Annotated in this window: 17 protein-coding genes; 6 read left to right on the plus strand and 11 right to left on the minus strand. The window is 64.0% G+C overall.

The window, feature by feature from the left end; all coding sequences use genetic code 11:
- Positions 1–15: 15 nt before the first annotated feature.
- From QJT82_RS16260 to QJT82_RS16270, 3 genes are all read right to left on the minus strand, one after another.
- A complete protein-coding gene (locus tag QJT82_RS16260; RefSeq protein WP_016846761.1) occupies positions 16–381 on the minus strand; it encodes a hypothetical protein in 366 nt (121 codons plus the stop codon).
- Between the two features lie 29 nt (positions 382–410).
- Positions 411–776 (minus strand): flagellar biosynthesis regulator FlaF, encoded by a 366-nt coding sequence (flaF, locus tag QJT82_RS16265; RefSeq protein ID WP_016846762.1) that lies wholly within the window; start codon positions 774–776, stop codon positions 411–413.
- Positions 777–983: 207 nt separating this feature from the next.
- Positions 984–2,153, minus strand: coding sequence for a flagellin (locus tag QJT82_RS16270; protein ID WP_035631872.1), 1,170 nt, complete (start codon positions 2,151–2,153; stop codon positions 984–986).
- Positions 2,154–2,520: 367 nt separating this feature from the next.
- Between QJT82_RS16270 and flbT the strand changes: the two genes are divergently transcribed.
- Positions 2,521–2,952: a flagellar biosynthesis repressor FlbT gene (gene flbT / locus QJT82_RS16275; RefSeq protein ID WP_016847775.1), complete on the plus strand. Its 432-nt coding sequence runs from the start codon at positions 2,521–2,523 to the stop codon at positions 2,950–2,952.
- 135 nt (positions 2,953–3,087) lie between these two features.
- On the opposite strand, the gene QJT82_RS16280 is transcribed toward flbT, so the two are convergent.
- From QJT82_RS16280 to QJT82_RS16300, 5 genes are all read right to left on the minus strand, one after another.
- Positions 3,088–4,971 carry a flagellar protein gene (locus QJT82_RS16280; protein WP_028341660.1) on the minus strand — a complete coding sequence of 628 codons (1,884 nt, stop codon included), beginning with the start codon at positions 4,969–4,971 and terminating at the stop codon, positions 3,088–3,090.
- Positions 4,972–4,978: 7 nt separating this feature from the next.
- Positions 4,979–6,856, minus strand: a complete 1,878-nt coding sequence (flgK, locus tag QJT82_RS16285; RefSeq protein WP_028341659.1) for a flagellar hook-associated protein FlgK — start codon at positions 6,854–6,856, stop codon at positions 4,979–4,981.
- A gap of 47 nt (positions 6,857–6,903) precedes the next feature.
- A complete protein-coding gene (locus tag QJT82_RS16290; protein WP_028341658.1) occupies positions 6,904–8,736 on the minus strand; it encodes a flagellar hook-basal body complex protein in 1,833 nt (610 codons plus the stop codon).
- Positions 8,737–8,919: 183 nt separating this feature from the next.
- On the minus strand, positions 8,920–9,420 hold the full coding sequence (msrB, locus tag QJT82_RS16295) for a peptide-methionine (R)-S-oxide reductase MsrB (protein WP_028341657.1): 501 nt from the start codon (positions 9,418–9,420) through the stop codon (positions 8,920–8,922).
- Positions 9,421–9,495: 75 nt separating this feature from the next.
- A complete protein-coding gene (locus tag QJT82_RS16300; protein WP_028341656.1) occupies positions 9,496–10,992 on the minus strand; it encodes an FAD-binding oxidoreductase in 1,497 nt (498 codons plus the stop codon).
- 94 nt (positions 10,993–11,086) lie between these two features.
- Between QJT82_RS16300 and QJT82_RS16305 the strand changes: the two genes are divergently transcribed.
- From QJT82_RS16305 to QJT82_RS16320, 4 genes are all read left to right on the plus strand, one after another.
- The gene (locus QJT82_RS16305) at positions 11,087–11,629 is read left to right on the plus strand and encodes a histidine phosphatase family protein (RefSeq protein WP_028341655.1); all 543 of its coding nucleotides are present in this window, start codon (positions 11,087–11,089) and stop codon (positions 11,627–11,629) included.
- Positions 11,630–11,784: 155 nt separating this feature from the next.
- Positions 11,785–12,210, plus strand: a complete 426-nt coding sequence (locus QJT82_RS16310) for a universal stress protein (RefSeq protein ID WP_028341654.1) — start codon at positions 11,785–11,787, stop codon at positions 12,208–12,210.
- Between the two features lie 327 nt (positions 12,211–12,537).
- Complete coding sequence (locus QJT82_RS16315) at positions 12,538–15,792, plus strand: AMP-binding protein (RefSeq protein ID WP_080686794.1); 3,255 nt, start codon at positions 12,538–12,540, stop codon at positions 15,790–15,792.
- Between the two features lie 213 nt (positions 15,793–16,005).
- Positions 16,006–16,176, plus strand: coding sequence for a hypothetical protein (locus tag QJT82_RS16320; RefSeq protein WP_193395257.1), 171 nt, complete (start codon positions 16,006–16,008; stop codon positions 16,174–16,176).
- A 186-nt stretch (positions 16,177–16,362) separates the two neighbouring features.
- Here the strand turns inward: QJT82_RS16320 and QJT82_RS16325 are convergent, their stop codons facing one another.
- Positions 16,363–17,217 carry a tripartite tricarboxylate transporter substrate binding protein gene (locus QJT82_RS16325; protein WP_028341652.1) on the minus strand — a complete coding sequence of 285 codons (855 nt, stop codon included), beginning with the start codon at positions 17,215–17,217 and terminating at the stop codon, positions 16,363–16,365.
- A gap of 316 nt (positions 17,218–17,533) precedes the next feature.
- Here QJT82_RS16325 and QJT82_RS16330 point away from each other — a divergent pair, with 316 nt between their 5' ends.
- Positions 17,534–19,294, plus strand: coding sequence for an adenylate/guanylate cyclase domain-containing protein (locus QJT82_RS16330; protein WP_028341651.1), 1,761 nt, complete (start codon positions 17,534–17,536; stop codon positions 19,292–19,294).
- Positions 19,295–19,470: 176 nt separating this feature from the next.
- Here the strand turns inward: QJT82_RS16330 and QJT82_RS16335 are convergent, their stop codons facing one another.
- Both QJT82_RS16335 and QJT82_RS16340 read right to left on the minus strand, forming a co-directional pair.
- Positions 19,471–22,506, minus strand: coding sequence for an autotransporter outer membrane beta-barrel domain-containing protein (locus QJT82_RS16335; RefSeq protein ID WP_051447935.1), 3,036 nt, complete (start codon positions 22,504–22,506; stop codon positions 19,471–19,473).
- A gap of 288 nt (positions 22,507–22,794) precedes the next feature.
- Entirely contained in the window at positions 22,795–25,335 is a 2,541-nt protein-coding gene (locus tag QJT82_RS16340) for a bifunctional diguanylate cyclase/phosphodiesterase (protein WP_028341650.1), read from the minus strand.
- Between the last annotated feature and the right edge of the window lie 118 nt (positions 25,336–25,453).

Genomic DNA, 25,453 nt, shown 5'->3' on the forward strand with positions numbered 1-25,453 from the left:
CGGACCAACGACCGCTCAGGTCTTCTGCGTGGCGTAGGCTTTGTCGAGATAGGTCGCTCCGGTGGCCGGATCGGTGACGACATTGGCGATCAACGCCGTCCCCTGCTGCACCAGCGCGAACTTGGTATCGCCGATCCGGAACCCGCCATCCTTGATCAGCACGTCCTGATACTTGCTGGTGCCGTCGCTCTGGTAGTGGACCTTGGCGCGGAAGCCATCGACGTTCGACACCGAGATGTTGAACGATTTGTTGTTGGCGTACTTGCCGCTCCAGCTGCCCTCATAGAGGTTCGGATCGACGGCCACATAGGGCGTCTTCGACGGGACCGTCAGGCCGGCGGCCTTGTAGTTGGCCGACAGGATGCTCAACACGTCGGCCATGCCGAGGGGCTCCGTCAGGAATCGATCGATCAGCCGCGGCCCGAGAGGCCGGCGGCGATATTGCAATTGATATCGATCAGCGACTTCAGTTTCGCCGGATCCGGATTCATCTGGATGTCGACGGTCTGCTTCATCACGAACACGCCGATATTGGCGATGTTCTGGCGAATCTCGAGCGGCTGCGGATTGTCGTCGCCTTGCGCGGCGCTGAGAAAGATCGACCACAACCGGCGATTGAACAGCAACGCGTGATCGAGCGCCTTGTCGGGACCGTTCCAGTTGGTCTGGACTTCCTGCAGCTGCCGCGCGGCCTTCAACAGCGCCTGCGCTTCGATTTCACGTGGGGACGCCGTCGTCGTGGAGGTACGAGCGTAGGCCTGGGCTGCATTCGACATTCAATGACCTCGATGGGATGCGGATTTCTCGAGCCGCGAAGACGCAATTCTAGCGCCCGATATTTATGCATCCGGCGCCTTTAAATATGGTTAGCAGCCGTTACGAAATGCGTCGTTCTGAGGGCATGGACAGACACCGTAATATCCCGGAGACAAAAGAAAACGGCGGGGTTTCCCCCGCCGTCCTCGAAGCACTTGCCGGCGCGCTTAGCGGAGCAGCTGCAGCACGCTCTGCTGGCTCTGGTTGGCGAGCGCCAGCGCGGAGACCGCGATCGACTGGCGGGTCGACAGCGCCTGGCTGTTGGCCGCTTCCTCATTGGTGTCGGCCAGCGTCAGGTTGGACGAACCGGTCTGCAGCACGTTGATCAGGTTCTTCGAGAAGTCCTGACGGATCTGCACGATCGACAAGTTCGAACCCAGCGTCGAGGCTTCGCTGCGCAACGAGGAGCTCGCCGAGCTCAGCGACGCAATGACGCTGTTCGCCGAGTTGTTGTCGAGGAAGTCGGTGCCCGCGGTCAGCGCCTTCAGACCGAGGCCGCTGGCATTGAAGGTGACGCCGGTGATGCTGAGCGTCGACTTGCCGGTCTCGTTGAAGGTCAGCTTCAGGCTGTCGCCGTTCAACAGGTTGATGCCGTTGAACGAGGCGTCCTGCGCCGTGGTCGTGATCTGCGCAATGGTGTTGTTGTACTGCGTGACCAGAGCGGCGCGCGCCGACTGCGAGGCCTGGTCGGCAACCGGCGCCGTGCCGGCCGCGCTGAACGTCGCAGTGCCGCCGCCGGTGTTGGTGAAGGTCACCGCACCGATCGTCGAGGAGGCCGCGTCGTTGGTCGTGGTGATGACGAGCTTGTTCGAGCTGTCGAGGCTCGCCGTCAGGTTGCTGGCCGCGAGCGACGTGTTCAGCTGCGCCAGCGACGTGCTGGCCCCGAAGGTGAAGCTGAAGGCCGGCTGGCCGGCCGAAGCCGCGATCGCCAGGACGTCACCGCTCTTGATCGTGGTGCCGTCGACGAGGTTGGCAGACGTGCCGCCGAGCGCCGCGGTGGAGGTGACCGTCGACCTGGTGGTGTAGCCGGTCGGGCTCTGCAGCACCTGGTTGGCGATCGACTTCGCGGTATCGACCAGCTTCTGCAGCGAGGTGATGCCGGTGTTGGCGGCCTGCAGCACCTGCACACCGTTGCCGATGCCGTCGAGCAGGTTGTTGATGTCGCTGGCGCGGTTGTCGAGCGACTGCGCGGTGAAGAAGTTGGTCGGGTTGTCGAGCGCCGTGTTGACCTTCTTGCCGGTGGCAAGGCGGTTCTGCGTCGTGGAGAGCAGATCGGCGGTGGACTGGAGGGAGAGGAGGTTCTGGCGAACGGAGGAGGAGAGAATGATGTCGGACATTTTCATACCTTTCTGGTGTGAAACTGAGGAAAAAAGCCGCTCCAATCCTTTCTGATCGGGCGGATGGCCGATCCTGCGGTCTGGCCGCGAAGGAAAAAGAAATCTCCGGGACGGCATTTGAGACAAAGGCCGAAGAATAAAATTGTCGCCATTGGGCGAGGTTCGCCCCGAAAACTACTGAGACGACTGACAATTCCGGCCAGATAACGACGCCAGCGCCCGCCCCTCGTTCACCAAGCATTAACCATCATGGGAAAGGATCGCTGTCGCATCGGCCCCCGGCCGCAACGGCGGCTGCTAAGCAGTGCCGAACCACTTCGCTCCGCCAGCGAAGACGTCACGCGACTGCAGGCAAAGGAGAACGGTCATGGCCCTGAAGGTCGAACTCAAACCGAACGAGCGCATCATCGTCGGCAATTGCGTGATCACCAACACCGACCAGCGCGCCCGCCTGCTGATCGACGGCGATCGCATCCCGATCCTGCGCGAGAAGGATATCCTGACGCCCGAGACCGCGGACACGCCGGCGAAGCTGATCTATCTCGCCGTGCAGCTGATGTATCTGTCGCCGGACCCGATGGCGCACCACCCGACCTATTTCAGCCTGGTGCGCGACATCATCACGGCGATGCCGAGCGCGTGGCCGTTCATCGAAAGCGTCAACAACTTCATCCTCAACGGCGACCTCTATCACGCGCTGAAGGAGTCCAAGAAGCTGATCGCACACGAAGAGAAGCTGCTGGAAACCGCGCGCGACCAGCAAAACGCCGATCGCGACGACGCACGCAAGAGCGCGTAGAGCTTCTTGTTTTGAGCGTTTTCTTCACGCGAACCGGCGTCCACTTCGCTTGAAAACACTCTAGCCCCACTCGCCTCAACGAAAAAGGCCTCCGCGCGGAGGCCTTTTTGCTGGCTGGAGTTAAGGGGCGCGCGATCAGCTGATCGGCAGGTATTTCAGCAGCGTCGTCTGATACAGCATCGACGTGGTCTGATACGACGCCTGCAAGCTGGTTTGCAGCGCCAGGATCTTGGTCGCGACCTCGTCCTGATTGACGCCCTCGACCGAGTCGAGCATCGTTTCCGCCATCCCCTTCAGCTGGGTCTGCCGATCGGTGGCCGCCTTGGTCGCGGTCTGGGCACCGGCGAACTCGGCCTGCACGTCCTGGATCTGCTGCTGACCGTTCTGCGGGGCGAGGTTGGCGCTCACGCGCTGCGCGAGCGCCGTCACCTGCGCGCTCGCATTCGGGTTGCTGGCATTGGTGGTGACGGCTGCGTACACCGCGACGTTCTGCAGCAAATAGCGGAAGGCCTGTTCGTTGGCGCGCGCGCCATACTGCACGGTGATCGACTGATCGACCTGCGCGACCGCGGTGCCGCGCGCCGACCCCGGGCCATTCTCGCCGGTGTACCAGTAGACGGTGTTGCCGGGCGTGCCCGCGACCAGGTTGGTCGCGGTGTCGAACGGCGGTCCCCCTACCCTGAGCGGCGCCGGCGCTGCGGTGGTGTTGTTGGCGATGCCGAGCGCGCCGAGTGCCGCGGCGTTGGAGCTCGAGATCGACAGGCTCTCGCCGTCCGCGCCGTGCAGAGTGATTGCGCCGTTGCTGATGGTCGACGGGTTCTTGGTGCCGCTGATCTGGTCGATCTTGGCCATCAGCGTCTGCACGCTGTCGGTGACGTTGACCTGGTTGCCGGTGGCGCCCGAGGCCACGAAGGTGATCGGCGTGCCGTTCACCGTGATGGTGTCACCGGCGGCAAAGCTCGTCGACAGCGAGTCGGTGCCCGCCGCCCCCGAAAGGGCCGTGGCGCCGCTGATCGGCGCCGGCGGCGTGTTCTGGTTGTTGACCGCTGCGCCCGAGACGGTCGCGACCGGATTGAAGAAATTGTTCGACGCCGCGACCGCGGACGCCGCGACCAGCGACGTGTCGCTCAACGTCTTGATCGACGAGGTCAGCGTCGACTGCAGGTTGGCCGTCGTCGCCGCGGTGTCGGCGCCGATCAGGAACGAGCCGGCGGGCGGCGGGTTCGTCGTGGTCGCCGTGAGTTCGATCGCATCGGTGGTGCCGTCGGGCAGCGTGAAGTTGAACTTGATCTTGTCGCCGTCCTTCGGATTGACGGCGCCGAGATCGACGGAGGCTGATTTCGGCGTGCCGGCCGGCTGCGTCACCGTGGCGCCGCCCGTCAACGACGACTGCACCGACAAAAGCTTCAGGCCGAACGGCGAGCCGTCCTCGGCGATACTCGTGACCGTCGTGGTCGCCGGCGGCGACGAGACGCTCAGGCGCCCCATCATGCCGGCGCCCTGATCGGCCTGCTTGCGCTCATTGATGAGCTGGGTGAGCCCGGCCTGGGTTGCCGTGCCCTTGAGCATGGTGTCGGCGGACACCGTGGCCGGCGTATCCATCGCGCGGCCGGAAAACAGATAGCGGTCGCCCGACTGGCTGTTCAGCATCGCGACCGCGTTGGCGAAGGCCGCCTGCGCCGTGATCTGGCCCGAGGTCTGGCCGCTGTCGTTGAGCGTCAGCGTCGCCGTCGTCGCGGCGTTTTTCACCTGGGTCCCGACGTCGGACAGGCCCTGCAAGGTGAGGTTCGCGACACTCAGGCGCGTGTTGAGGTTGGTGGCAGTATCGGAAAACGCGTTGATGCCGCTGATCTGCGCGCGCAGGCTGAGCGCAAAACCGCGATCGAGCCCCTGCCCCGCATAGGTCGTCGATACCTTGCCGGTCGCAAGCTGCGTGGTCAGGTCATTGAGCTGATTCCGCAGGTTGAGGATCGTGGTGCCGATATAGGAAGTTCTGCCGCTTACGCCGTCGATCGACATGTTACCCTCACGTGAGCTGCAGCAGCGCGTCGTACATCTGCTTGATCGACGACATCACGCGCGCATTGGCGGAATAGGCGTTCTGCAGCGAAAGCAGATGCGCCATCTCCTCGTCCATGTTGACGCCGGAGGTCGAGTCCATCTTGGTCTGCAGCGTGTTCAGCACGACGTCCTGGCCGTCAGCGAGTTGCTTGGCGGCGGTCGCCGACTCGCCCTGCTGGCTGATGAACTGCTTGGCAAAGTTCAGCAAGGTGCCGGTGAACGGTGCGCCTGACGTGCCAAGGCCGGTCTGCGGCGAATAGCTGTACGAGGCGTTCGACAGCTGGTTCAGGACGAGGTTGGCGCGCGTGGTGTCGCCGGCCGGCGTCTGCGGATTGGTCGAGTACACCACCATGCGCGAGGGATCGCCGATCAGGCCGGTGTTGACGCTGATGCGCGCGGCAAGGCCGGTGGTCTGCGAGCCGTTCGCGGTGATCGCGCCGGTGTAGAGCCCGCCATTGTCGGTGAACAGCGGAAGGTGCGGATCGCCCGAGGTCAGCGACGAAACCGTCGAGGTGACCGACGCCGCGGTCACATCGGCCTTGTTGACGGCGCCGTCGTCGAGCACGCGCAGCGTCGACCCCGACGGATTGGAGAATTGCAGGCCGGTTCCGCCGAGTGCGCCGTTGAGCTGCGACAGCACCGAGCTCATGCCGCCGGAGAAATCGATGCCCAGCACCTCGTCGTTCGGATCGACGGTCGCGGTATTGCTCAGCGGCAGCACGCTCGGATCGTCGACGCGAATGATCGACAGATTATGCGTGAGGCCGGTGGTGTTGTCCTTGTAGGAGACGTGGATGGTGTTGCCGTTCTGCAGCCCCGAGAGGTCGAGGTCGAAGCCGGACTGCGCTCCCACCGTCGCCGCGGTGCCCGCGGTGGTCTTGTCCGACAGCGCGCTCGACATCGCGGCGGCGAACTGATCGATCTGTGTCTGGGCCTGCGCCAGCGTGTTGTCGCGCAACTCGAGATAGGCGGCGATCTTGCCGGAACGAATCGAGTTGGTCGACACCATGTCATAGGTGCCGCCATGCGGGAACGTGATGGTGATGGTGCCGACGGTGCTCTTGGTCGGGTCGGTATTGTACAACGTGTTGGGCGTCATCGTGCCCTGGGCGTTGAAGCTGAGCGTCGCGGCCTCGGTGCCGACCAGCTGCACGCCGGAATTGGTGAACACGCTCACCTGGTTCTGGCTGTTGGTGACGGTGCGGATGTCCATCAGCTGCGAGAGCTGCGTGACGTAGCGGTCGCGCTGATCGAGCAATGCCGCGGTCGAGGCATCGGTCGTGCCGCCATTGGCCGCCAGCTGGACATTGAGGCGCGCAATCTGCTGCATCGCATTGTTGGCGCTGTTGATGGAGTCGCTGATGCCGGCCTCGGCGTTGGCGCGCAGCGTCTGAATTCCCTGCGAGGTCGCGTTGAGCTGCTGCGCCATCGATTGCGCGGCATTGATCACGCCGATGCGGGCCGACTGCGATTCCGGGCTGGTCGACAGCCCCTGCAGCGCGGTCAGGAGCTTGTTGTAGGCGTCCTCGATCGTGCCGGTGGAGTCGGGATTGCCGTACACGCCCTGCAGATTGGCCAGGAAATCCGAGCGGACGTCGGCGTAGGCCGCTCCCGACGTCTCGGTACGGAGCTGGGTCTGCAGGAATTCGTCGAGCTGGCGGTTGACGCCGGTGATGAGGACGCTCGATCCGTACTGGCCGGTGGTGCCGGTGACCTGGTTGAGCGTCTTCCTGACGTAGCCGGGCGTCTCCGCGTTGGCGACGTTCGACGACACGAGCGAGAGCGAGGCCTGCGTGGCGCGCAGGCCCGACATCGCGGTGGAGAGGGCTTGGCTCAAACCCATGATGTGTACTCGCCTTTACTTCTTCACACGTGCAGCAAACGATGCGATCAGCGCACCACGTTCAGGAGATCCTGCACCATCGAATTGGTTGTGGTGATCACCTTGGTGTTCGCCGAATAGGCCTGCTGGGTCACGATCAGCTTGGTGAACTCGTCGGCAATATCCGTGTTCGAGCTCTCGAGCGAGGAACCGACGATGGTGCCGGCCTTGCCGAACAGCGCCGCGCCGGACTCGTCGGTCGCCTCGAACGCACCGCCGTCGATACGCTTGAGGAAGTTGGTGCCGTTGAAGGTCGCCACCGAGATTTCGGCGAGGTCGATGTTGCGGCCGTTGGTGTAGTTGCCGACGATGCGGCCGTTGGTGGAGACGCTGACCGACTGCAGCTGGCCGGCGGGGAAACCGTCCTGCTGGATCTGGTTGACCTGAACATTGCCGTTGGCATCGGCGAACTGGGTCACGCCGCCGGAGCCGAAATTGATCACGGGGCTGCCGAGCGACACGCCGTTGACGACGGCATTGGTGAGCGCCACCGAGGAGATCGCCGGCGACATCTGGCCGTTCGAGGCGAAGGTGAAGTTGACGTTGACGTTCTGCCAGGAGACCTGCGTGCCGGTCGCATTGGGATTGACCTGATAGAACAGGTTCCAGGTGTCGGTATGTCCGCTGCCCAGCGAGGAGCTGTCGGTCTTGGCCCAGCGGAATTGCAGGTTCACCGGCGCGCCCGACACGTCGTAGGCCGTGACGGCGCCGCCCGAGACGGATTCGTTCAGGAAGGTCGAGTTGTCGTTGCCGACAACCTGGCCGGTGCCGACCGTGCCGCCGCCGCCGCGAACCGCAACCGCCGACCCGGTGAAGCCGAGCGCCGCAAAGGCGGTCGCGTTCGAGCTCGTCACGTTGAGATCGGCCAATTTGCCGGAGTGCAAGGTGATCTTGCCGCCGCTGATCGTCGATGACGTCGTGGTACCGGTAATCGAGTCGATCTTCGCGAGCAGCGTTCCGATGCTGTCGGTGACGTTGAGCTGGTTGCCGGTCGCCCCCGAAGCCACGAAGGTGATGACGGTGCCGTTGACCGTGATCGTGTCGGCGGGCACGACGGGCGGGCCGGCAGAGCCGGCGCTGAAGTTGGTATTGATCGAATCGGTGCCGGCTGCGCCCGAAAGCAGCGTCGCGGCGGTAATGGCCACCGACGGTGTCGCCTTGTTGTTTTGCGCGGTGCCGGTGATGGTGGAATCGGTATACGGCGCAGCCGGCGTGCCCAGCACCAACGGATTATTTCCACTGCTGAACGCGCCCGGCCGGATCAACTCCGAACCGGGAACCGAAGTGTCGTGCGCGGTGGTCAAGGGATAGGACGCGAGGTTGGCGCGATAGTCGATCTTGGTGGTCTGCTGCGCCGGCAGGAAGTCGTTCTTGAATTGCAGCACCTGCGGCGATGAGCCTGCCGGGTTGCCGGTGGTCGGGTCGATCGGCACACCCTCGAGATAGTAGCCGGCGCCGTTGACGAGATAGCCGTCCTTGTTGAGCTGGAAATCGCCGCGGCGGGTGTAGCGGTCGACGCCGTCGAACACCGGTGCACCGTCGGTGAAGCTGCCGGGCTTCTGCACCGCGAAGAAACCGTTGCCGTTAATCGCCATGAAGGTCGCGACCGATGCCGACTGCACGTCGCCCTGCACCGAGTTGGTCGAGCGGGACTGCGCGGTGACGCCGCCGGCGAGCTGCGCGGTCAGCGCGGTCTGCGGGACGAGGTCGAGGAACGAGGTATCGATGCGCTTGAAGGCGGTGGTCTGCGAGTTAGCGATGTTGCCGGAGATGTTTTCGAGCGCGTAAGACCCCGCGCGCAAGCCACCGACAGCCGTCGTGAGAGCGCCGAAGATACCCATGACATGTTCTCCAATTCGATTCCCGGCGGCTGGCAATCACAGGAATGGCCGCATCGGCGGAGCATGTCGCAAAGGTCGTGCCACGAAACAAAACGTAACAAAATCATCCGCTTGAAAAAAATGCCCCGGTCGTTCGACCGGGGCACATTTGCCGGGAGCGGCAACAATTGCCGGGAAGGAATGTCAGGTCGCCGACGGCGCCGCCGGGTGAAACACCAGCGCGAAACCGTCCATGCAGTAGCGCAGCCCGGTCGGTTTCGGGCCGTCGTCGAAGACGTGGCCGAGATGGCCGCCGCAGCGGCGGCAATGCACCTCCGTGCGCACCATGCCGAAGGTGCGGTCCGACGTCGTGCCGACCGCATTGTCCAGCGGCTTCCAGAAGCTCGGCCAGCCGGTGCCGCTCTCATACTTGGTCTCGGACGAGAACAGCGGCAGGTCGCAGCCGGCGCAGGCGAAGGTGCCCTTGCGGTGCTCCTTGAGCAGCGGGCTCGATCCTGGCCGCTCGGTGCCCTGGTTGCGCAGGATCTCGTATTGCTGCGGCGTCAGCTGCGCGCGCCATTCGGCCTCGGTCTTCTCGATCTCGAATTTCTCGGCGGCCTGCGCCGGCGAGGCGCGCAGCCAGCGAAAGGCGGCGAAGCCGAGCAGGCTGGCGGCGGAAGCAAGCAGGATGCGGCGATCGAACATCAATCATCTCCGGTGCGGACGGCTCAGGAGGCGCGCCCGAGGTTCGTCAACAGATACGAACCCCGCCGGCGGACGTTACATCCGCCCGTCGGAGATCCGCTCACTTTCTTGCGAGGCATCCGGATACGGCGCCTCGCCGTCCTCGATCTGCCTCGGCGCGGGCGGCCGCGCCGGCCGCACCGCCGACGGGGGCGGACGGCGGGGTGCGGGTCCCCGGGTTCCCGCCCTGAGATTGGCCTCGGCGAGCCGCGCCTCGCGCAGGCGCTCCTTCGCACGTGCACCCTCGCGGTAGCGCGCCAGAACACCCGCCGCGGACGCGGCGCCCCTCGCCCACAGGCTGACGAAATGACCGGCGACGCGGCCGGTGGTGCCGCCGGCCCAGACCAGCTCGAACGGCGAAAACAGCCGCCAGCGGTCGTCGCCCCACAGGATGCTGCGCGCGATCAGTTGCCCGGCGAGCGCCGAGGTGTTGAGTCCCTGCCGGCCGAAGCCGCTCGCTACCCACAGGCCCCGGCGCAACTGGCCGATCTGCGGCATGCCGTGCACGGTGACGCCGACCGCGCCACCGAACATCTCCGCGATCGGAACCTTGCCGAGTTGCGGAAACACCGTGGCGATGCGGCGCTGCACCGCCCCGCCGAGCCGCTTCGGCCGTGCGTCCCAGGTGGTTTCGGGGCTCGCCCACAACAGCCGATCGCCATCGACGACACGGAAATGGTCGATGCCGTTGCTGTCGACGACCGAGCCGGAAAAGGCGATGGTCTCCGCCAGCCGGTCCCCGAGCGGCTCGGTCAAAGCCGCGTAGCGCCACACCGGCAGCAGCGTATCGGACAAGCGCTTCAACGGCGCGCCGAGATGGATGTTGCCGGCGAGGACAATATGGTTGGCCCGCAGCCGCGCCGTCGGCGTCACGATGCGTTTGCGGATGCCCGAAAAATCGATGCTGACGACCGGCGTCTCCTCGAATATCCGCACGCCCGCCCGCATCGCCAGCGCGGCGAGGCCATGCACATATTTGCGGCCATCGATCTGGAACGCCTTCGGATAATAGATGCCGTGGAAATAGCGGCCGGTCCTGAGCACGCTGCGCACGCGATCGACCTGCCAGCCCTCGACCTCGGTCGCGAAATCCTCGCCCAGGGTCTGCAGGCGGCCGATCAGCGCCTCGCCGACATCGACGTTGGAGACCTCCAGCGCGCCATCGCTCGGCTTGATGCCCGGGATCAAATCTTCGGTAGCGGTGGCGCGGACATAATCGGCACCCTCCTTCGACAATGCCCACAATTCGCGGGCATCGTCGAGGCCGACGCGCTCGATCACGTCTGTCATCGGCAGGCCGAATCCCGGCATCACGGTGCCGAGATGATGACCGGAGGCGTTCCAGCCGATCTGGCGGCCCTCGAGCACCGCGACGCTCGCGCCGAGCCGCGCCGCCTCACGCGCCACGGTCAGACCGGCCAGCCCGGCCCCGACCACGCAAATGTCGACGTCGAGGTCAAACGCCAGACGGTCGCCGAGCGGCGAGTCCGCCTGATCGGGGCCGTCTGCCGCACTTGTGGAACTCTCGCTCATGGCGTTTCTTACGAACCGCCGCGGCGCTTGTCACCTTGTCCAGGGCATGAGCCTGTAGATTAATTCGACCTGACCGAATCGAGAATGGAAGTCCATGCGCCGTTTGCTGCTGCTGCGTCACGCCAAGACCGAACACGACGCGCCTTCGGGGCACGACCAGGACCGCCGCCTCGACGAGCGCGGCCACCGCGATGCGGCCGAGATCGGCGGCTGGATCGCCCGTCATCCGCCCCTGCCCAATCTGGCACTGGTCTCGCCGGCAGTCCGCACCGCGCAGACCTGGGACATCGTGCGCGAGGCGCTGAAGGGCGCCGGACCTGCGCCGAAAGTCGAATTCGTGCCGGACCTCTACGGCGCCGATCCGGTACAATTGCTGACCGCGATCCGGATGGCTTCGGTCACCGATCCGAAGCGGCTGATGCTGATCGGCCATAACCCCGGCATGCACGAGCTCGCGCTGACGCTGACCGGCAGCGGCGACGAGGCCGCAAAGCGCGCGCTCGGCGACAATCTGCCGACCTCGGGGCTCGCCGTCTTCGACTTCGCGACCGACGACTGGAACGACGTCTCGTTCCGGCGCGGCAAGCTCGTCCTGTTCGTCAGCCCTAAACTGTTGAAGCAAGCCTCGCGCAGCTGACGCAAGCGGACAGCGCCGCTCCGCCATGCTATATTGACGTCTGCGCGACAGGGGGACCGGTTCGCGTCGATACAGAACGACTTCAAGAACAAGAAGGCGCGCGTCCCGGCACAGGGACCAAACGGCTCCAGACCAATCGCGGACAGGAGGCGCAGATGTACAAGTCCATTCTCGTGCCGATCGACCTCGCCGACACCGATCTGGCGAAGCCGGCGATCGCAACCGCTGCAACATTGTCGCAAACATGGAACGGCGCGGTGCGCCTGCTCAACGTGCTGCCGATGACGCCGGTGATGCTCGCCGAATACGTGCCGGCGGATTTCGACAGCCAGCAGCGCGAAACGTCGGAAGAAGCGCTCGCGATCGTCGCGCGCGAATCCGGCATCGCACCCTCCCGCATCTCGGGCGTGGTCCGCCAGGGCGGCATCTATCACGAGATCCTCGAGGAGGCCGCGAACATGAAAGCCGACCTCATCGTGATGACCTCGCACCGCCCGGCGATGCGCACCTACTTCCTCGGCTCAAATGCCGGCCACGTGGTGCGCTACGCCAAATGCTCGGTGCTGGTGGTGCGGCACTAAAGCGGGATGAGTCATGGGGCCGTCGCAGGCGGCGCTGCCAAAATATCGAAAACAACCCCATGCAAAGGAGCCGGCGACTGCCGGGGTCGACCAGGCAACTTGACACGTCGGGCAACTCAGGGATATTCTTCTATTATTCCGAAATTGCGCATACATCCCCTCCCCATGCTGTCAGAACGGGCAACTTGCCTGAGCGCAGCCGAGGCGCCCGCGGTCGATTGCCCGACGATGCTATCCGCGTATTCTCGTCTTCGATGTGTTTGAGGGTTCTGGGAATTGACTTCACCAGTTCAGTATACGGAGCGACATTGACGAAGAGGGGCGGCGTTGTCGAATATTGTCAAGGAATTGCGGAAAGGTAACGCACGCAAGAGCGCCGGAAGACGCCCCTTTCCGTGCGTTCGAGACCTCCTCGCCGACCATGCGGAAACTGCGCCGGAGCGCTATGCGATTCTGGCCCCGGCGCGCCGCCCGATGACGTATGGCGCGCTATGGACGCAGGCAAATGAAGTGGTTTTCGGGTTGCGGAACGTCGGCGTGCGCCGAACCGACAGGGTCGCGGTCGTGTTGCCGGACGGACCAGAGGCTGCAGTAGCGGCGATCACGGTTGCGGCCGGCGCGGTTTGTGTGCCTCTCAATCCGGGTTTTACCTGTGATGAATACCAGCGTTATTTCCACGAATTGCAGCTGGCGGCGCTATTGACGCACGCTGACTTGAATTCGGCCAGCCGACGTGCCGCCCGCATCCAGGGCGTGCCGGTGATCGATGTGTCGATGCGGCCCAACGAGGGGGCCGGCGCGTTCAGCGTTGTCGATCGGGCACCGCAACGGCTGGCTGACGATGAGTTTGCGTCCAGTGCTGACGACGCGCTCATCCTGATGACATCTGGCAGCACGTCGCGGCCCAAAACGGTCCCTCTGACCCATGCGAGCGTCTGCCTGTCGGCCGACAACGTTGGCGCCGCCTTGGAGCTGGAGGCTCGCGACCGATTGCTGAGCGTGCTGCCTCTCTTTCATGGGCATGGCTTGATCTCAGGACTTCTGGCCGCGCTTGCGGCAGGCTCCAGTGCGGTCTGTCCTCCCGGCTTCGATGCAACAGCCTTCTTCGGCTGGCTGACGGAGTTTCGACCGACCTGGTACACTGCGGTACCCGCAATCCATCGCGCGCTATTGGCGGCGGCCGATCCCTACAGGCAGGCTGCACAGCGGTCCTCGTTGCGGCTCGTTCGTTCGGCTTCGACGTCTCTGTCGTCGGAAGTGCTCGACGGACTGGAAGCGTTGTTTGGTGTTCCCGTTATCGACACCTATGGCATGACGGAGGCTGCGACCCAAATCGCTGCAAATCCCTTGCAGCGGCGAAAGCGCGATTCAGTCGGCCGGCCGGCCGGCCCCGAGATCGCGATACTGGACAGTGTGGGTCGTCGCTTGCCATCCGGCAAACGTGGAGAGATCGCGCTGCGAGGTCCCACCATAACCAGGGGATACGACAATGATGCCGACGCTACCGCGTCCGCATTTCAGGACGGCTGGTTCCGGACCGGAGACGTCGGATACCTGGACGCCGACCGGTATCTTTTCATCGTCGGTCGCATCAAGGAGATCATCCATAAGGGCGGGCAGAAGGTTGCCCCCGCCGAGGTAGAGGGCGCTTTGCTGAGCCACCCGGCCGTGATCGAAGCCGCTGTTTTCCCTGTTCCCCATGAGCGACTAGGCGCGGACGTCGCCGCCGCTATCGTGCTGCGTCAGGACGCAAAGGTGAGCGCACAGAGTCTCCGAGACTTTGCCCGAGGACGCCTGGCCGGGTTTAAGGTCCCTGGCCTCATCGTGATTGTACCGGAGATTCCGAAAGGCCCCGGCGGGAAGATCAAGCGCAATGAACTTGCGGCCGGCTTTTCAAAGATTCGACCAATCCAGGACGACGGCAAAGGAGTTGCGCCCAGCTCGGAATTGGAGCGTCAATTGGCCGGTATCTGGAAGGAAATCCTGGACATCGATCGGATCAGCGTTGATCAGGATGTCTTCGCGCTCGGCGTGGATTCACTTGCCATGACCCAGTTGATTTTGCGTGTGGAAGAGCGCTTCGGCAGCCCCCTGTCATTCGAAGATATCTTCAATTGGCCGACCGTTGCGGCTCTTGCGCTTCACCTTGAATCATTGAAAGGGGGCGCCGGCTCGTTGGTGCGCCCGCACGATCCGCAACCGCAGATTTCGCGCGCTGATGGAGATGACGCACAGGCGGTGTCCATCGTGCAGGAACGCATGCTGCGCATCGAGCGAAAGCTACCCGGATTGCCCCAGTTCAATCTGCCGTTCGCTTATCGATCGCACGGCCGACTAAGCATTCCCGTGCTCGAGCAGAGCATTGCCGAGGTCGTGCGTCGGCACGACATGCTGCGCACGGTGTTTATCTGGCAGGGTGATGTCCCTCTCGCTCACGTCGTGCCGGACGTCGACGTCAGATCAATCCTGACCGTGAAGGATTATGCAACCCCGGCGCAGACCGGAGATGCTCGAGCCAAGGAACTTCTGCTGATAAAGGCGAAGTTGGAAGCCGAACGGAGCTCCCTGGCGCCGATCGACATGAACAATGCGCCACTGTTCCGGGCCTATATCTTCCGGCTCGATGCCAGTGACCATGTTTTGCTTCTGGTCATGCACGATATCATCATCGATGGCTGGTCGATGGCAATCTTCGTGGAGGAGCTTCTGGAGATCTATGGCGCTGCGATTTCCGGTGCGAAGGTACAACTGCCCGAACCGTCGCTTCAGTTTTCCGATTTCGCTCGCTGGCAGCGTTTGTGGTCCGGCACTGAGGAAGCAAACAGACAGTTCGCTTACTGGAAGCGGCGCCTCGACAAAGCTTCACCTCCATTTGCGGCTCCGAAAAGCAGCGTTGGAGGTGAATTGACCTCGCGCGTTGTCCAGGAGCCTTTTCAAATATCCAACAATCTGGTGACGCAGCTCAGCGCCATGAGCCGTGACCGGGGCGCAACCCTGTTCATGGGCTTACTCGCCGGTTTCAAGACCCTGCTGCTGCTCCGGAGCGAGCGCAACGACATTTGCGTAGCGACCTTGATGGCCAATCGGTCTCAACTCCGGACAGAACGCGTGATCGGTCCGTTCGCGAACACCACGATCATCCGCACCCAACTTGATGCTGATCTGACCTTTGGCGAAGCGCTCAATCGCGTGCGCGAGGCCGTCCTGGAGGCTCACGCCAGACAAGAACTTCCATTCGATATCATTGCCAGCCGACTGGCGGAAGAGACCGGCCTGTGCCCGGCATCACTCGTTCAAGTTTATTTCGTTCTCCAAATTGCGTTCCGCCGAGCGCTCCGGCTGCCCGATCTGACGGTTCGCCCGTTCGGCTACCAGGAGGAACGGTCTGCCATGCCGATTGATCGCGCTTGGCTCTCGATGACCCTTAAGGACACCCCGTCGGGAATGACCGGCATATGCGGGCGCAAGGACGAGTTGTTCGAGCCGCACACCGTCCAGAATTGGATTGCCGACTACACGGCAATCCTGGCCAATGCGGCCGCAAACCCCAACGCGCAGCTTGGCCGATTGATTGGCCCTTGAAACGATCAGGTCAGTCGCACCAAGCCGGTGCCAAAAGTGCAACGCTTTGTGCCGGTGTCACGCCGCGCGCAAGGTCGCCCAGAATTCGTCGGAGCCGAGTATCATCCTGCTTGATTATCCACTAGAAATTGTCGACAATTCAGCCGTGTATTGGACAAGGGATTAATCAAATCTAGTTTTGCCACTTTGGAGGCGGCGATGTGTAGATTTGCAGTGGATCTCATCGACTTTGAGGAATTGACCGCGGCGCAAAGGAAAGCACTGCTGAAGGACCTACAGAAGCGCAGGGATGCTCTGCAAGCGCAGCTGGAGGGGGTCAATGAATCGCTGAAGGGCGTCAATCAAGCGCTCAAAACGGTCCAGAAAGTATCAAAGCGCCGTTAGCGCCCGGGCCGTCAGCGCCCGACAAGGCTGCAGCCTGGCCTCCGCGCTTCATCCGTGCAGGGGCGCCGCCGAATGCGGAAAAGACAGCGGAGGGCCTAACCAAAGGGCACGTAAAATCGACGCTGCTCCAGACGGCAGGGTGTGAAGCCCCCGGTCACGTCATGGCCGGCGGCCGTCTCGGCCGTCTCAGGGTTGAATTCCGAGCACCTTAAGTATCGGCGTCCACTGGGTGTAATCTTTCTCATGCATCGCTCGTGCCTCTGCACCGGATCGCCATACTTGCTTAAATCCGACATTCTGCAGTTTCTCCTGAGAACCTTGCGACGCTTGCCGGAAAATCTCGGCGAGGCGGACGACTTCCTCCGCTGATGTATCCGGCGGAGCGAGGATGCCGACCCATCCTTCCGTCTCAATCCCGCTACCGGTTTGCGCAATCATCCGAAGCGAATCTTGAAACGGGAGAAAATCTGGAAAAGGAACAATCGCAACAGCGACGTGCCCCCCAAGGACGCTGAGGATCGCCGGCGCCGACCCTTGATACGGCACGTGCACCATCGGCACTCCGTAGTCACTGAAAAGCTTTGTGCCTATCAGATGGGGAATGCTCCCGGCGCCTGCGGTGGCTACGGTGCGATATTTCTCCTCGCGCGAGGCTTCCTGCATGTATTCAGCAAGGTGCGCGGGAGTGTCTTTTCTCGTGACAGCAACGTAGGAGAAGGTCGCCAAAATTCCGATCGGCACGAGCCCGCTTTGGGGTGACGTCCTGAGCGACGACGTGGAGGACATGAACAAGAGCGTTCGAGTCCCCTTTTGCCGAAGGATCCAATCCGCCGCTATCGCCCCTCCTGCGCCAGGTCGATTTTCCACGATCGTGGAAATTCGCGCCATCTGCTCGGCTGCTTCAGCCACGATTCTGGCCGCGGTTGAGGAGGTTCCCCCTGCTGCAAATCCCACGACCAATGTAATCTGCCCTTCATTCGGCAGGGCGGGACTGGAGAGCATCACAAGCGCGGCGAGAAATAGCGGCGTGAGTCTCGTCATGCACTGATCCCTTTCCGCCGGGTATCGCGATTTTCAAGGACAACTGGACCACGCGCCCTTCAAGGGCGCAACCTCCGAAAGAACGTCATCCGACCAGCTGGCGCTCTCGGGCACCCTGCAAGCGCGACCATCCGTCCGCGACTCGCACGCGGTTCGCCATCAAAACAGGCAGAATTCAATACCGGCGGCGATCTCGCCAAGCTCGCACGCGGGCTGGCACTAACTGAACAACACCGGTGTTCGGAGCCCGATAGACACCTCCTTCTTCTGACAATAGTCTTTGACTAAAGATCGGATCGGATCAGGGCGAGCTTTTATGGCCGCAGATCGTGTGGAACGGCGACTGAGTGCTATTTTCGTGGCCGATGTGGCTGGCTACAGCCGCCTCATGGGTGCTGATGAGGAGGGTACGCACGCCCGGCTGAACGAACATCTGTCTGCGCTCCTCCATCCCGAGATCGAAAAGCACGGCGGGCGGCTCATCAGGAGCGCCGGTGACGGAATTTTGGTGGAGTTTGCCAGCGTGGTCGGCGCGATGCGATGCGCCGTTGCGATACAGCGTGGCATGATCACTCGAAACACCGATGTGCGAATTGAAAAGCGGATCGAGTTCCGCATTGGCATCAATGCCGGCGACATCATCATAGAAGACGGCGATATCTTTGGGGACGGGGTAAATGTTGCAGCTCGGCTCGAGGCGCTTTGCGAGCCGGGCGACATCTGTGTATCGCAACGCGTACGCGAAGATACGCAGGATAAGCTTGACGTCGAATTCGAAGATAGTGGTGAGCATCAACTGAAGAACATTGCACGGCCGGTGCGGGTCTATCGCGTGTCGTTCGGCAACGCTCCGGCGCGACCGGCGCTTGCGCTTCCCGACAAGCCATCGGTCGCCGTCCTGGCTTTTGAGAATATGAGTCGCGACCCGGAGCAGGAGTACTTTGCGGATGGAATTTCGGAAGACATCATCACCGAGTTGTCCCGCTTCTCGGACTTGTTCGTGATCGCACGCAATTCGAGTTTTCGATACAAGGGCAGAGCGGTTGATTTGCGTCTGGTGGGTCGAGAACTCGGCGTGCGCTATGTTCTGGAGGGTAGCGTTCGTCGGGGCAATGACCGAGTTCGGATCACGGCGCAGCTGATTGATGCTGCAAGTGGCGTCCACCGCTGGGCCGAGCGCTATGACCAGAAGTTAAAGGATGTATTTGCGATCCAGGACGACGTGGCGCGGACGATCGCCGCAATTCTGGTCGCGCATGTGAACATGGCGGAAGCTGAACGCACCTTGCTCAAGCCGCCCAAGACTTGGCAGGCCTACGATCACTACATGCGCGCAAGTGCGGCGTGGATAGCGTTCCAGTCCTCGTGGCAAATGGCGGAATTATTGAGGACACGAGGGCACCTCGCAGATTCGCTGGCCATCGATCCGAAATATGCCCGTTGCTATACAATGCTGGCCAGCACTCACCGGGTGGCTTGGCTCAATCCGCTGAATGATGAATATTTGAGCCCGACTATCCTTGACTTGGCCATCAAATTGGCGCGCACGGCAATTGCCCACAATCCGAGCCTGCCCGAAGCCTATGCCGAGTTGGGCTATAACATCATCCGGAAGCGTGACTTCGACGCAGCGACTGGCGCCGCCGAAAGGGCGCTGGCGCTAAACCCCAATTTCGCGGATTACCGCCTCGCGCAAATATTTTACTCGGTGGGAGAGCCGACCAGAGCTATTGCAATCGCCAAGTTGCAAATGCGCCTTGATCCATTCCATCCGCATTTTGCGCCGTTGATGGTCGGCGTAGCTCACTACCACCTCAAAGAATACCACGATGCCCAACATTGGTTGACCGAAGCCATTAGCCGCGCGCCCAATCACCAGTATGGCCACGCCTTCCTGGCTGCGACGTACGCTCAGCTGGGACGAATGGAAGATGCTCGTGCAGAGGCAAACGAGGTTCTACGCTTAAATCCAAGATACAGCATCAGCGGCACCCAGCAGCAGGTATCCATTCTCAAACGCGCCGAAGACTTGGAGCACCTGGTTGACGGGCTGCGAAAGGCCGGCCTTCCAGCATAGTCTCGGCGAATGCGCGGGGGCAAGACATGAGGCGCTGACCGACGGCGATTGGTCGCTATGGACCGAAAAGCGGACGCATTGTGCTCACGTTGAGTTCAGCTTCTGGCGCACACCGGACTTGCCATAGTCGCTTTAGATGCGGCGCGTCATCACGACGGCATATCACTCCGCCCGCTCTACCACGTGTAACGGATCGTGCCGGTGCCGGCATAGGTTTGCGAGCCGCGCGCGAACTCGCCATCGAACTTGCCGAGAAGTGTGACGCCGTTGACGAGCTTGAGCTCGGCGCCCGCGGATACCAGCGCGGAGTCCTTCGCGGGCGCCGCGCCGTTGACGATGAAGCTCGCGCCGGGAAGCGTCTGGAACACGGCGGTCAGCGCCGGGTCGCTCACCCAGTCGTGTGCCCAGGCAACGCGTCCGCGCCAGGTCAGGACGGCATCGCGGGAGAACGCCGTCACATAGTCGAAGCGGCTGCCGAGCTCGCTCCTGGTATCCGTGCCGGCGCGCGAATTGTAGGTCAGCCCGAAGCCGCCACCGCTGACGTCGACCTCGCTGTAGCCAGGCGTACGGAAGTTCTGCGCCTGCAGCGCGGCGTAGGGCGTGATCCCGGCGACCGGTGAGCCGAAGCGATAACCGCCCTCGGCGCGTCCGGCAAAGCTCTGCGCGTTGAAATCGGCGGTGAGGTGGTCGCCGAACGCCGCGACGCGGTCGGTCGACATCCAGTAATTGGCAAACGCCAGCGATGCCGCGACATAGGCCGGACCCGAGCGGGTCGCGGCATAGGCGCCGGCCTGGAATGCATCGCTCCTGCCACCGCCCAAGCCCTGTGCGAGATCCCATCGTGTACCGCCGCCGGCGAGCGCGAAGCCCAATACCGTGTCGCGGGTGAAATGATAGTCGAGGCCGGTCGCATAGCCCGCGGCGCGCGACGTCAGGTCATGACTGCCGAGCACGGCCGGATCGCCATTGGTCTTGTTGTAGCCGCCGAAGCCGGCGCCCCATACGCTCCAGCGCGGCTCGTACACCGCGGGCGGCGCCTTGTAGAGCGGCGTCTTCATCACCTTGGCATAAGCGAGCGCGATGTCGGCGGGCAGGTCCGGCCGATCGGGCGCAAAGCCGAGCGTGGGACTGCCGGCGCCAGCGACGCCGTTGCGTCCATCGACGAACGGATCGAGCATGACGCCGAGGAACTGGGTCATCAGCTGGAAGGCACCCTGCTGCGCGCCGGTCGCCGCCTCGCCCGAAAGCAGCGTAAGTGCATTGGCGCGATTGGCGCCAGTTAGGGAGAACAGGTTGCCGAAGCTCGGCGGCAGCGTCCCGCCGCTGTTGAAGAAGTTGTTGAGCGCGCTCGCGACGTTCTGCTGGTTCTGGTTGAGGCCGGCGCCCGCCCCTAAGACGGCACCCGTCAGGGTGAGAACTACGTCATTGGCGGTATAGGTCAGGCCAAAGGTGAAATTCGAATTGCTCACGCTCAGCCCGTCGAACCTGCTGCCGCCCAGCCCGTTGGCGTGCAGGATCGTATAGGCCTGCCCACGCGTGAAGGAGCCGGGGCCGACCACGGCCTGCACGGTGCCAGCGAGCGTCGCCGTGCCCGTGACATTGGCAAAGCTCGCAGCCGACGGGCTCACCTGCACCAGATAGACCGCACCCGACTGGAAGGCGAGGTTGCCGGCGACCGTCATCGAGCTGCCGGCGGCGCCCGAGCCGGGCGCGAACGTGCCGCCGCTGGTCATCGTGAAGCTGCCGGTCGTGCCCGTTCCGGTGAGGGAGTTGACGCCCGCGGTGAAGACGATCGCATCGGCACGCGTCACACCGTCCCCGGAAAGGCCGCCGGTGATCGTGCCGTTGTTGACGATCGCGAGGCCCGCGCCGCTGATGCCGGCACCGCCGGCGCCGGTGGTGGCACTGCCGCCCCCGATGCCAAAGCTTCCGCCATTTCCACCCGAAATAAATCCGGCGTTCGTGAGCGTCCCACCCGCGCCGGCGAAGGAGACGCCCACACCGCCGGAGGCGCCGTTCCCACCGGAGGCGCTGACGAGCCCGAAGCCGCCGCTTCCGCCGTTTCCTCCCGTAATGGATCCTGCGTTCGTGAGCGACCCGCCTGTGCCGGCGAAGGCTACGCCCGCTCCGCCGGAGCCACCCGCGCCAGCCGATCCGGCGCCGCTCAAGCCCGTAGAACTCTGCCCGCCGTTTCCGCCATTTCCACCCGTTATGGTTCCGGAGGTCGTGAGCGTTGCACCCGTGCCGGCGAAATAGGCGCCCGCTCCGCCGGAGCCGCCGTTCCCGCCGGGGGCGCCGAAACTGCCGATCCCGCCGCTTCCGCCGTTTCCTCCCGTAATGGCTTCGGTGTTCGTGAGCATCCCGCCGGTGCCGGCGAAGGAGACGCCCGCACCGCCGGAGCCGCCCGCACCACCCGATCCGATGAAGCCCATGGTCGCAAAACCACGTCCGCCGCTTCCGCCACTTCCTCCCGTTATGGTTCCGGAGGTCGTGAGCATTGCACCCGAGTCGACGAAATAGGCGCCCACTCCGCCGGACCCACCAGCTCCGCCGTTTCCTCCGCCGCCGCCTGCAAAGGGTTGAATGAGATTTCCGTTGCCGCCGTTGCCGCCTGTTCCTCCGTCAATCGACCCGGAATTCGTGTTGGCGGTTGCCCCCGAGACGATGGCTCCATAGCCGCCGCTGCCGCCACCACCACCGCCGGCGCCGCTCCCGCCGTTCCCGCCGGTGCCGCCGGCCAGCGCACCGACATTGCCAAGTGTCGTCGCCACGGTTCCGTTAGTACCCCCGGCCCCGCCGCCACCACCGCCAGCGCTACCGACGCCGCCGCCTCCGTTTGTCCCGTTTGCGCCGGGCGTATTGCCGCCGGCGCCTGCGAGCCCGCCGGTTGAGCCGGTCCCGCCGGAGCCGCCGCTGCCACCCCCTGCGCCCCCGCCACCGCCGCCCGAACCTGCAAGGCCAGTCAATCCGTTGGCTCCGGCACCGCCGTTTGGATCGATGCCGCCCGCGCCGCCAGAGCTGGATGCATCGCCGCCCTTGCCGCCGTCCGCGCGCACAGACGTCGGCGCCATCGAAATGGCGGCAAGTGCGATGCAAACGGTCGCTGCGATCAATGTCGTGCCGGAGAGCAATGCCGTGCGCCGTCGTGCGACGATGCGGCCTGCGACATCGCCGCGGTCCGCCCGCGTTGCCACGCCGTCGGATGAGTCCACACGTGCGGCTCGCGCACGCAAATGCTGCGAATGCACGCTTCGCCCCCTCGCGTCCCGCTGGCAACGCTATTTGTGTGCCAGCTCACAATCAACCAAAGATGGAATTTGCAAGATGGATTGCCGCCGCTTGTAGCTTTCGCGCTACGCTATCGAACAGCTCGGATGTTTAGCTACGTCAAGCGCCCCTCGCCCAACTCCGGTGTGTGAGCAAACGGCCTAGTCAATTGGTCAGCTGGCACCATCGAGGCAAAGCCAGGGGCAAAAGAATGCCGCCGAAGCGGTGTTCGGCTAGAGGCGATTCCGTTTCGGCTGCATCCGGCGCGCCTCGCGCTCGATGCTGGCGGCGACCAGCGGCGCCTTGCCGGCGGCGATGGGTGGGGAAAACACGAAGCCCTGCACCAGATCGCAATCGAGCCCGCCGAGCACGTCCAGTTCGGCGGACAATTCGGCCCCCTCCGCCACGACAGTCATGCCGAGCCCGTGCGACAGGGCGATGATGCCGCCGAGCAGCTTGCGCTTCTCCGGCGCGGTGGAAATGCCATCCACGAAGGCCCGGTCCACTTTCAGGCAATCGAAAGGCAGGCGCGTCAGATAGCCGAGCGAGGAATAGCCCGAGCCGAAATCGTCCAGCGCCAGCCGGGCGCCTAAGCCGGACAGCGCCGTCAGCGTGCGACTGATCCGTTGCTCGGTATGATCCACGAACAGGCTTTCGGTCAGCTCCAGGCAGAGCAGCTCCGCCGGAAAGCCGGTCTCTGCCAGGATGGCCGAGACCGCGGTCTCGAAATCCACGCTCCAGATCTGCGCCGGCGAGACATTGACCGAGATGGAGCGCGGCGGCAGCCCGGCATCCAGCCAGGCGCGGCCCTGCCGGCAGGCCTCGCGCAGCACCCACAGGCCGAGATCGACGATGAGTCCGGAGCTTTCGGCGATCGGGATGAACTCCGCCGGCGAGATCGGCCCGCGCTCGGGATGGGACCAGCGCAGCAGCGCCTCGAAGCCGGTGACGCGGCCGGTCTTCAGGTCCACCTGAGGCTGATAATGCGCCTCGAGGGCGCCGGCCTCCACGGCGTGGCGCAGATGGCGGCCGAGATCGAGCCTTTCATCGACCGCCTGCGCATAGACCGGCTCGAACAGTTGCGCCCGCCCTCGCCCGGCCTCCTTGGCCATGTAGAGCGCGAGGTCCGCGTTGCGCACGGCGGTCTCCGCCGTCGCGCCGTGCTCCGGCAGGCGGGCGATGCCGATGGTGGCGCCGACCGAGGCCTCGCCCTCGGCGAGATCGACGGGGCCGGACAGCTTGCCGATGAGCCGATCGGCAAGCCCGGTCAGCGCGGCGTCGGACGTGTCGCATCCATCCGCCAGCACGGCGAATTCGTCGCCGCCGAGCCGGGCGATGAAGGCGCGCGGCCCCAAGTCCTGCCGCAACGCAGCCGCCACCTTGATCAGCAATTCGTCACCGGCCGCATGGCCGAGGGAATCATTGACCTCCTTGAAGCGATCGAGGTCGATGAGCAGCAGCGCACCAGTCCGGCCTCCCTGGGAGCAGCCTTCGGTCAGGGCGGCGAGCTGGCGCGTGAACAGCGCGCGATTGGCAAGGCCGGTCAACGGATCGCTGTAGGCGAGCTGCTCGAGCTGGCGCTCGGCTTCCTTGCGCTCGGTGACGTCCTGCACGGTGCCGACGATGCCGACGACCTTGTCGTGGGCAACCTCCGCCTTGCAGATGACCGCCAGATCGCGGGGCATACCGTCCGCGTGCAGGATGCGCAGGTCCGTGGCCTCGGTCCGGCGGGTGCGCAGCACCCGTTTCTGCACGTCCCGGAAGCGGTCGGCGTCGCCGTCCAGGAAATAGGGCCTCATGTTCTCATCGGTCGGCTCGAACGTGTCGGGCAAGCCGAGAAGCTGGTAGAGCTCGGGCGCCCAGATCGTGCGGCCGCTGTCCAGCCGGTGGCTCCAGGTGCCGATCTTGCCGAGGCGGTGGGCTTCCTCCAGCGCCCGCGTGCGCTGGTCGAGCAGCGCCTTGGCCGCCCTGAGCTGGGTGATGTCGCTGGAGGTGCCGCGGTAGCCGAGAAAGCTGCCGTCATCGGCGAAGATCGGCTTGCCGCTGGTGCAGATACTGACGCGCGAGCCGTCCTTGCCGATCAGCGTATAGGTGAAGTCGCGAAAAGGGCGATGGGCCTCCATATCGGCCCGGTGCCGCGCCATGGCCTCCCCGTCCTCCGGCGCATAAGTCAGTTCCCAGCGCGCCTTCCTGCCGGCGGCCACGCTCTGGAACGCCGCATTGCCGGCGAGCGATTTGGGATAGGGCAGCAGCCGATGCTCGGCGTCGCTCTCCCAGCACCAGTCCGAGGCGGTAGAGACGAAATCGGCCAGCCGTTGCTCGCTCTCCGCCAGGCGCCGCAGCGCGGAGGTCTCCTCCGTGACGTCGCGGACGATGCCGGACACGCGCCGGACCTGACCGCGCGCGTCGAATTCCGGCTCGCCATGCACCACGCAGTCGAGCAGGCTGCCATCGGGACCGCGGAGTCTCGTCCGCACCGCATAGGGCCGCCCCTCCGCCCAGCAGGCCGCGTAATGCGCCTCCAGCAGCTTCCGGCTTTCGGGTAAATAGCGCTCGCGCACCGTGGCGATGGGGATGTAGCCGTCGGCGGTCTCGAATTCGTAGAATGCGGCGAGCTCGGGCGATATCCAGACATCGGTCGCGGCGGCACTCTGCGACTCCCAGTAGCCCATGCGGGCCAACCGGATCGCACAACGCAGCGATCGCTCCTCGTGCCAGCGGCGACGCGCTTCCCGGGTCGGGGCCTGCCCTTGCGACAATTTGCGAGCGGCCATCGGTCCCCAACTCAACGCTAGCGTACGCAGCTAACAGGCTAGCATATGGCCTCACAACCTTGGAGCGACAGTGGTGAGGAGATGGGGTTCTTCCGCTTCTTTGGTGTAGTTTCGGTGA

Source organism: Bradyrhizobium sp. Mp19 (assembly GCF_029952935.1).
Lineage (GTDB): Bacteria > Pseudomonadota > Alphaproteobacteria > Rhizobiales > Xanthobacteraceae > Bradyrhizobium > Bradyrhizobium elkanii.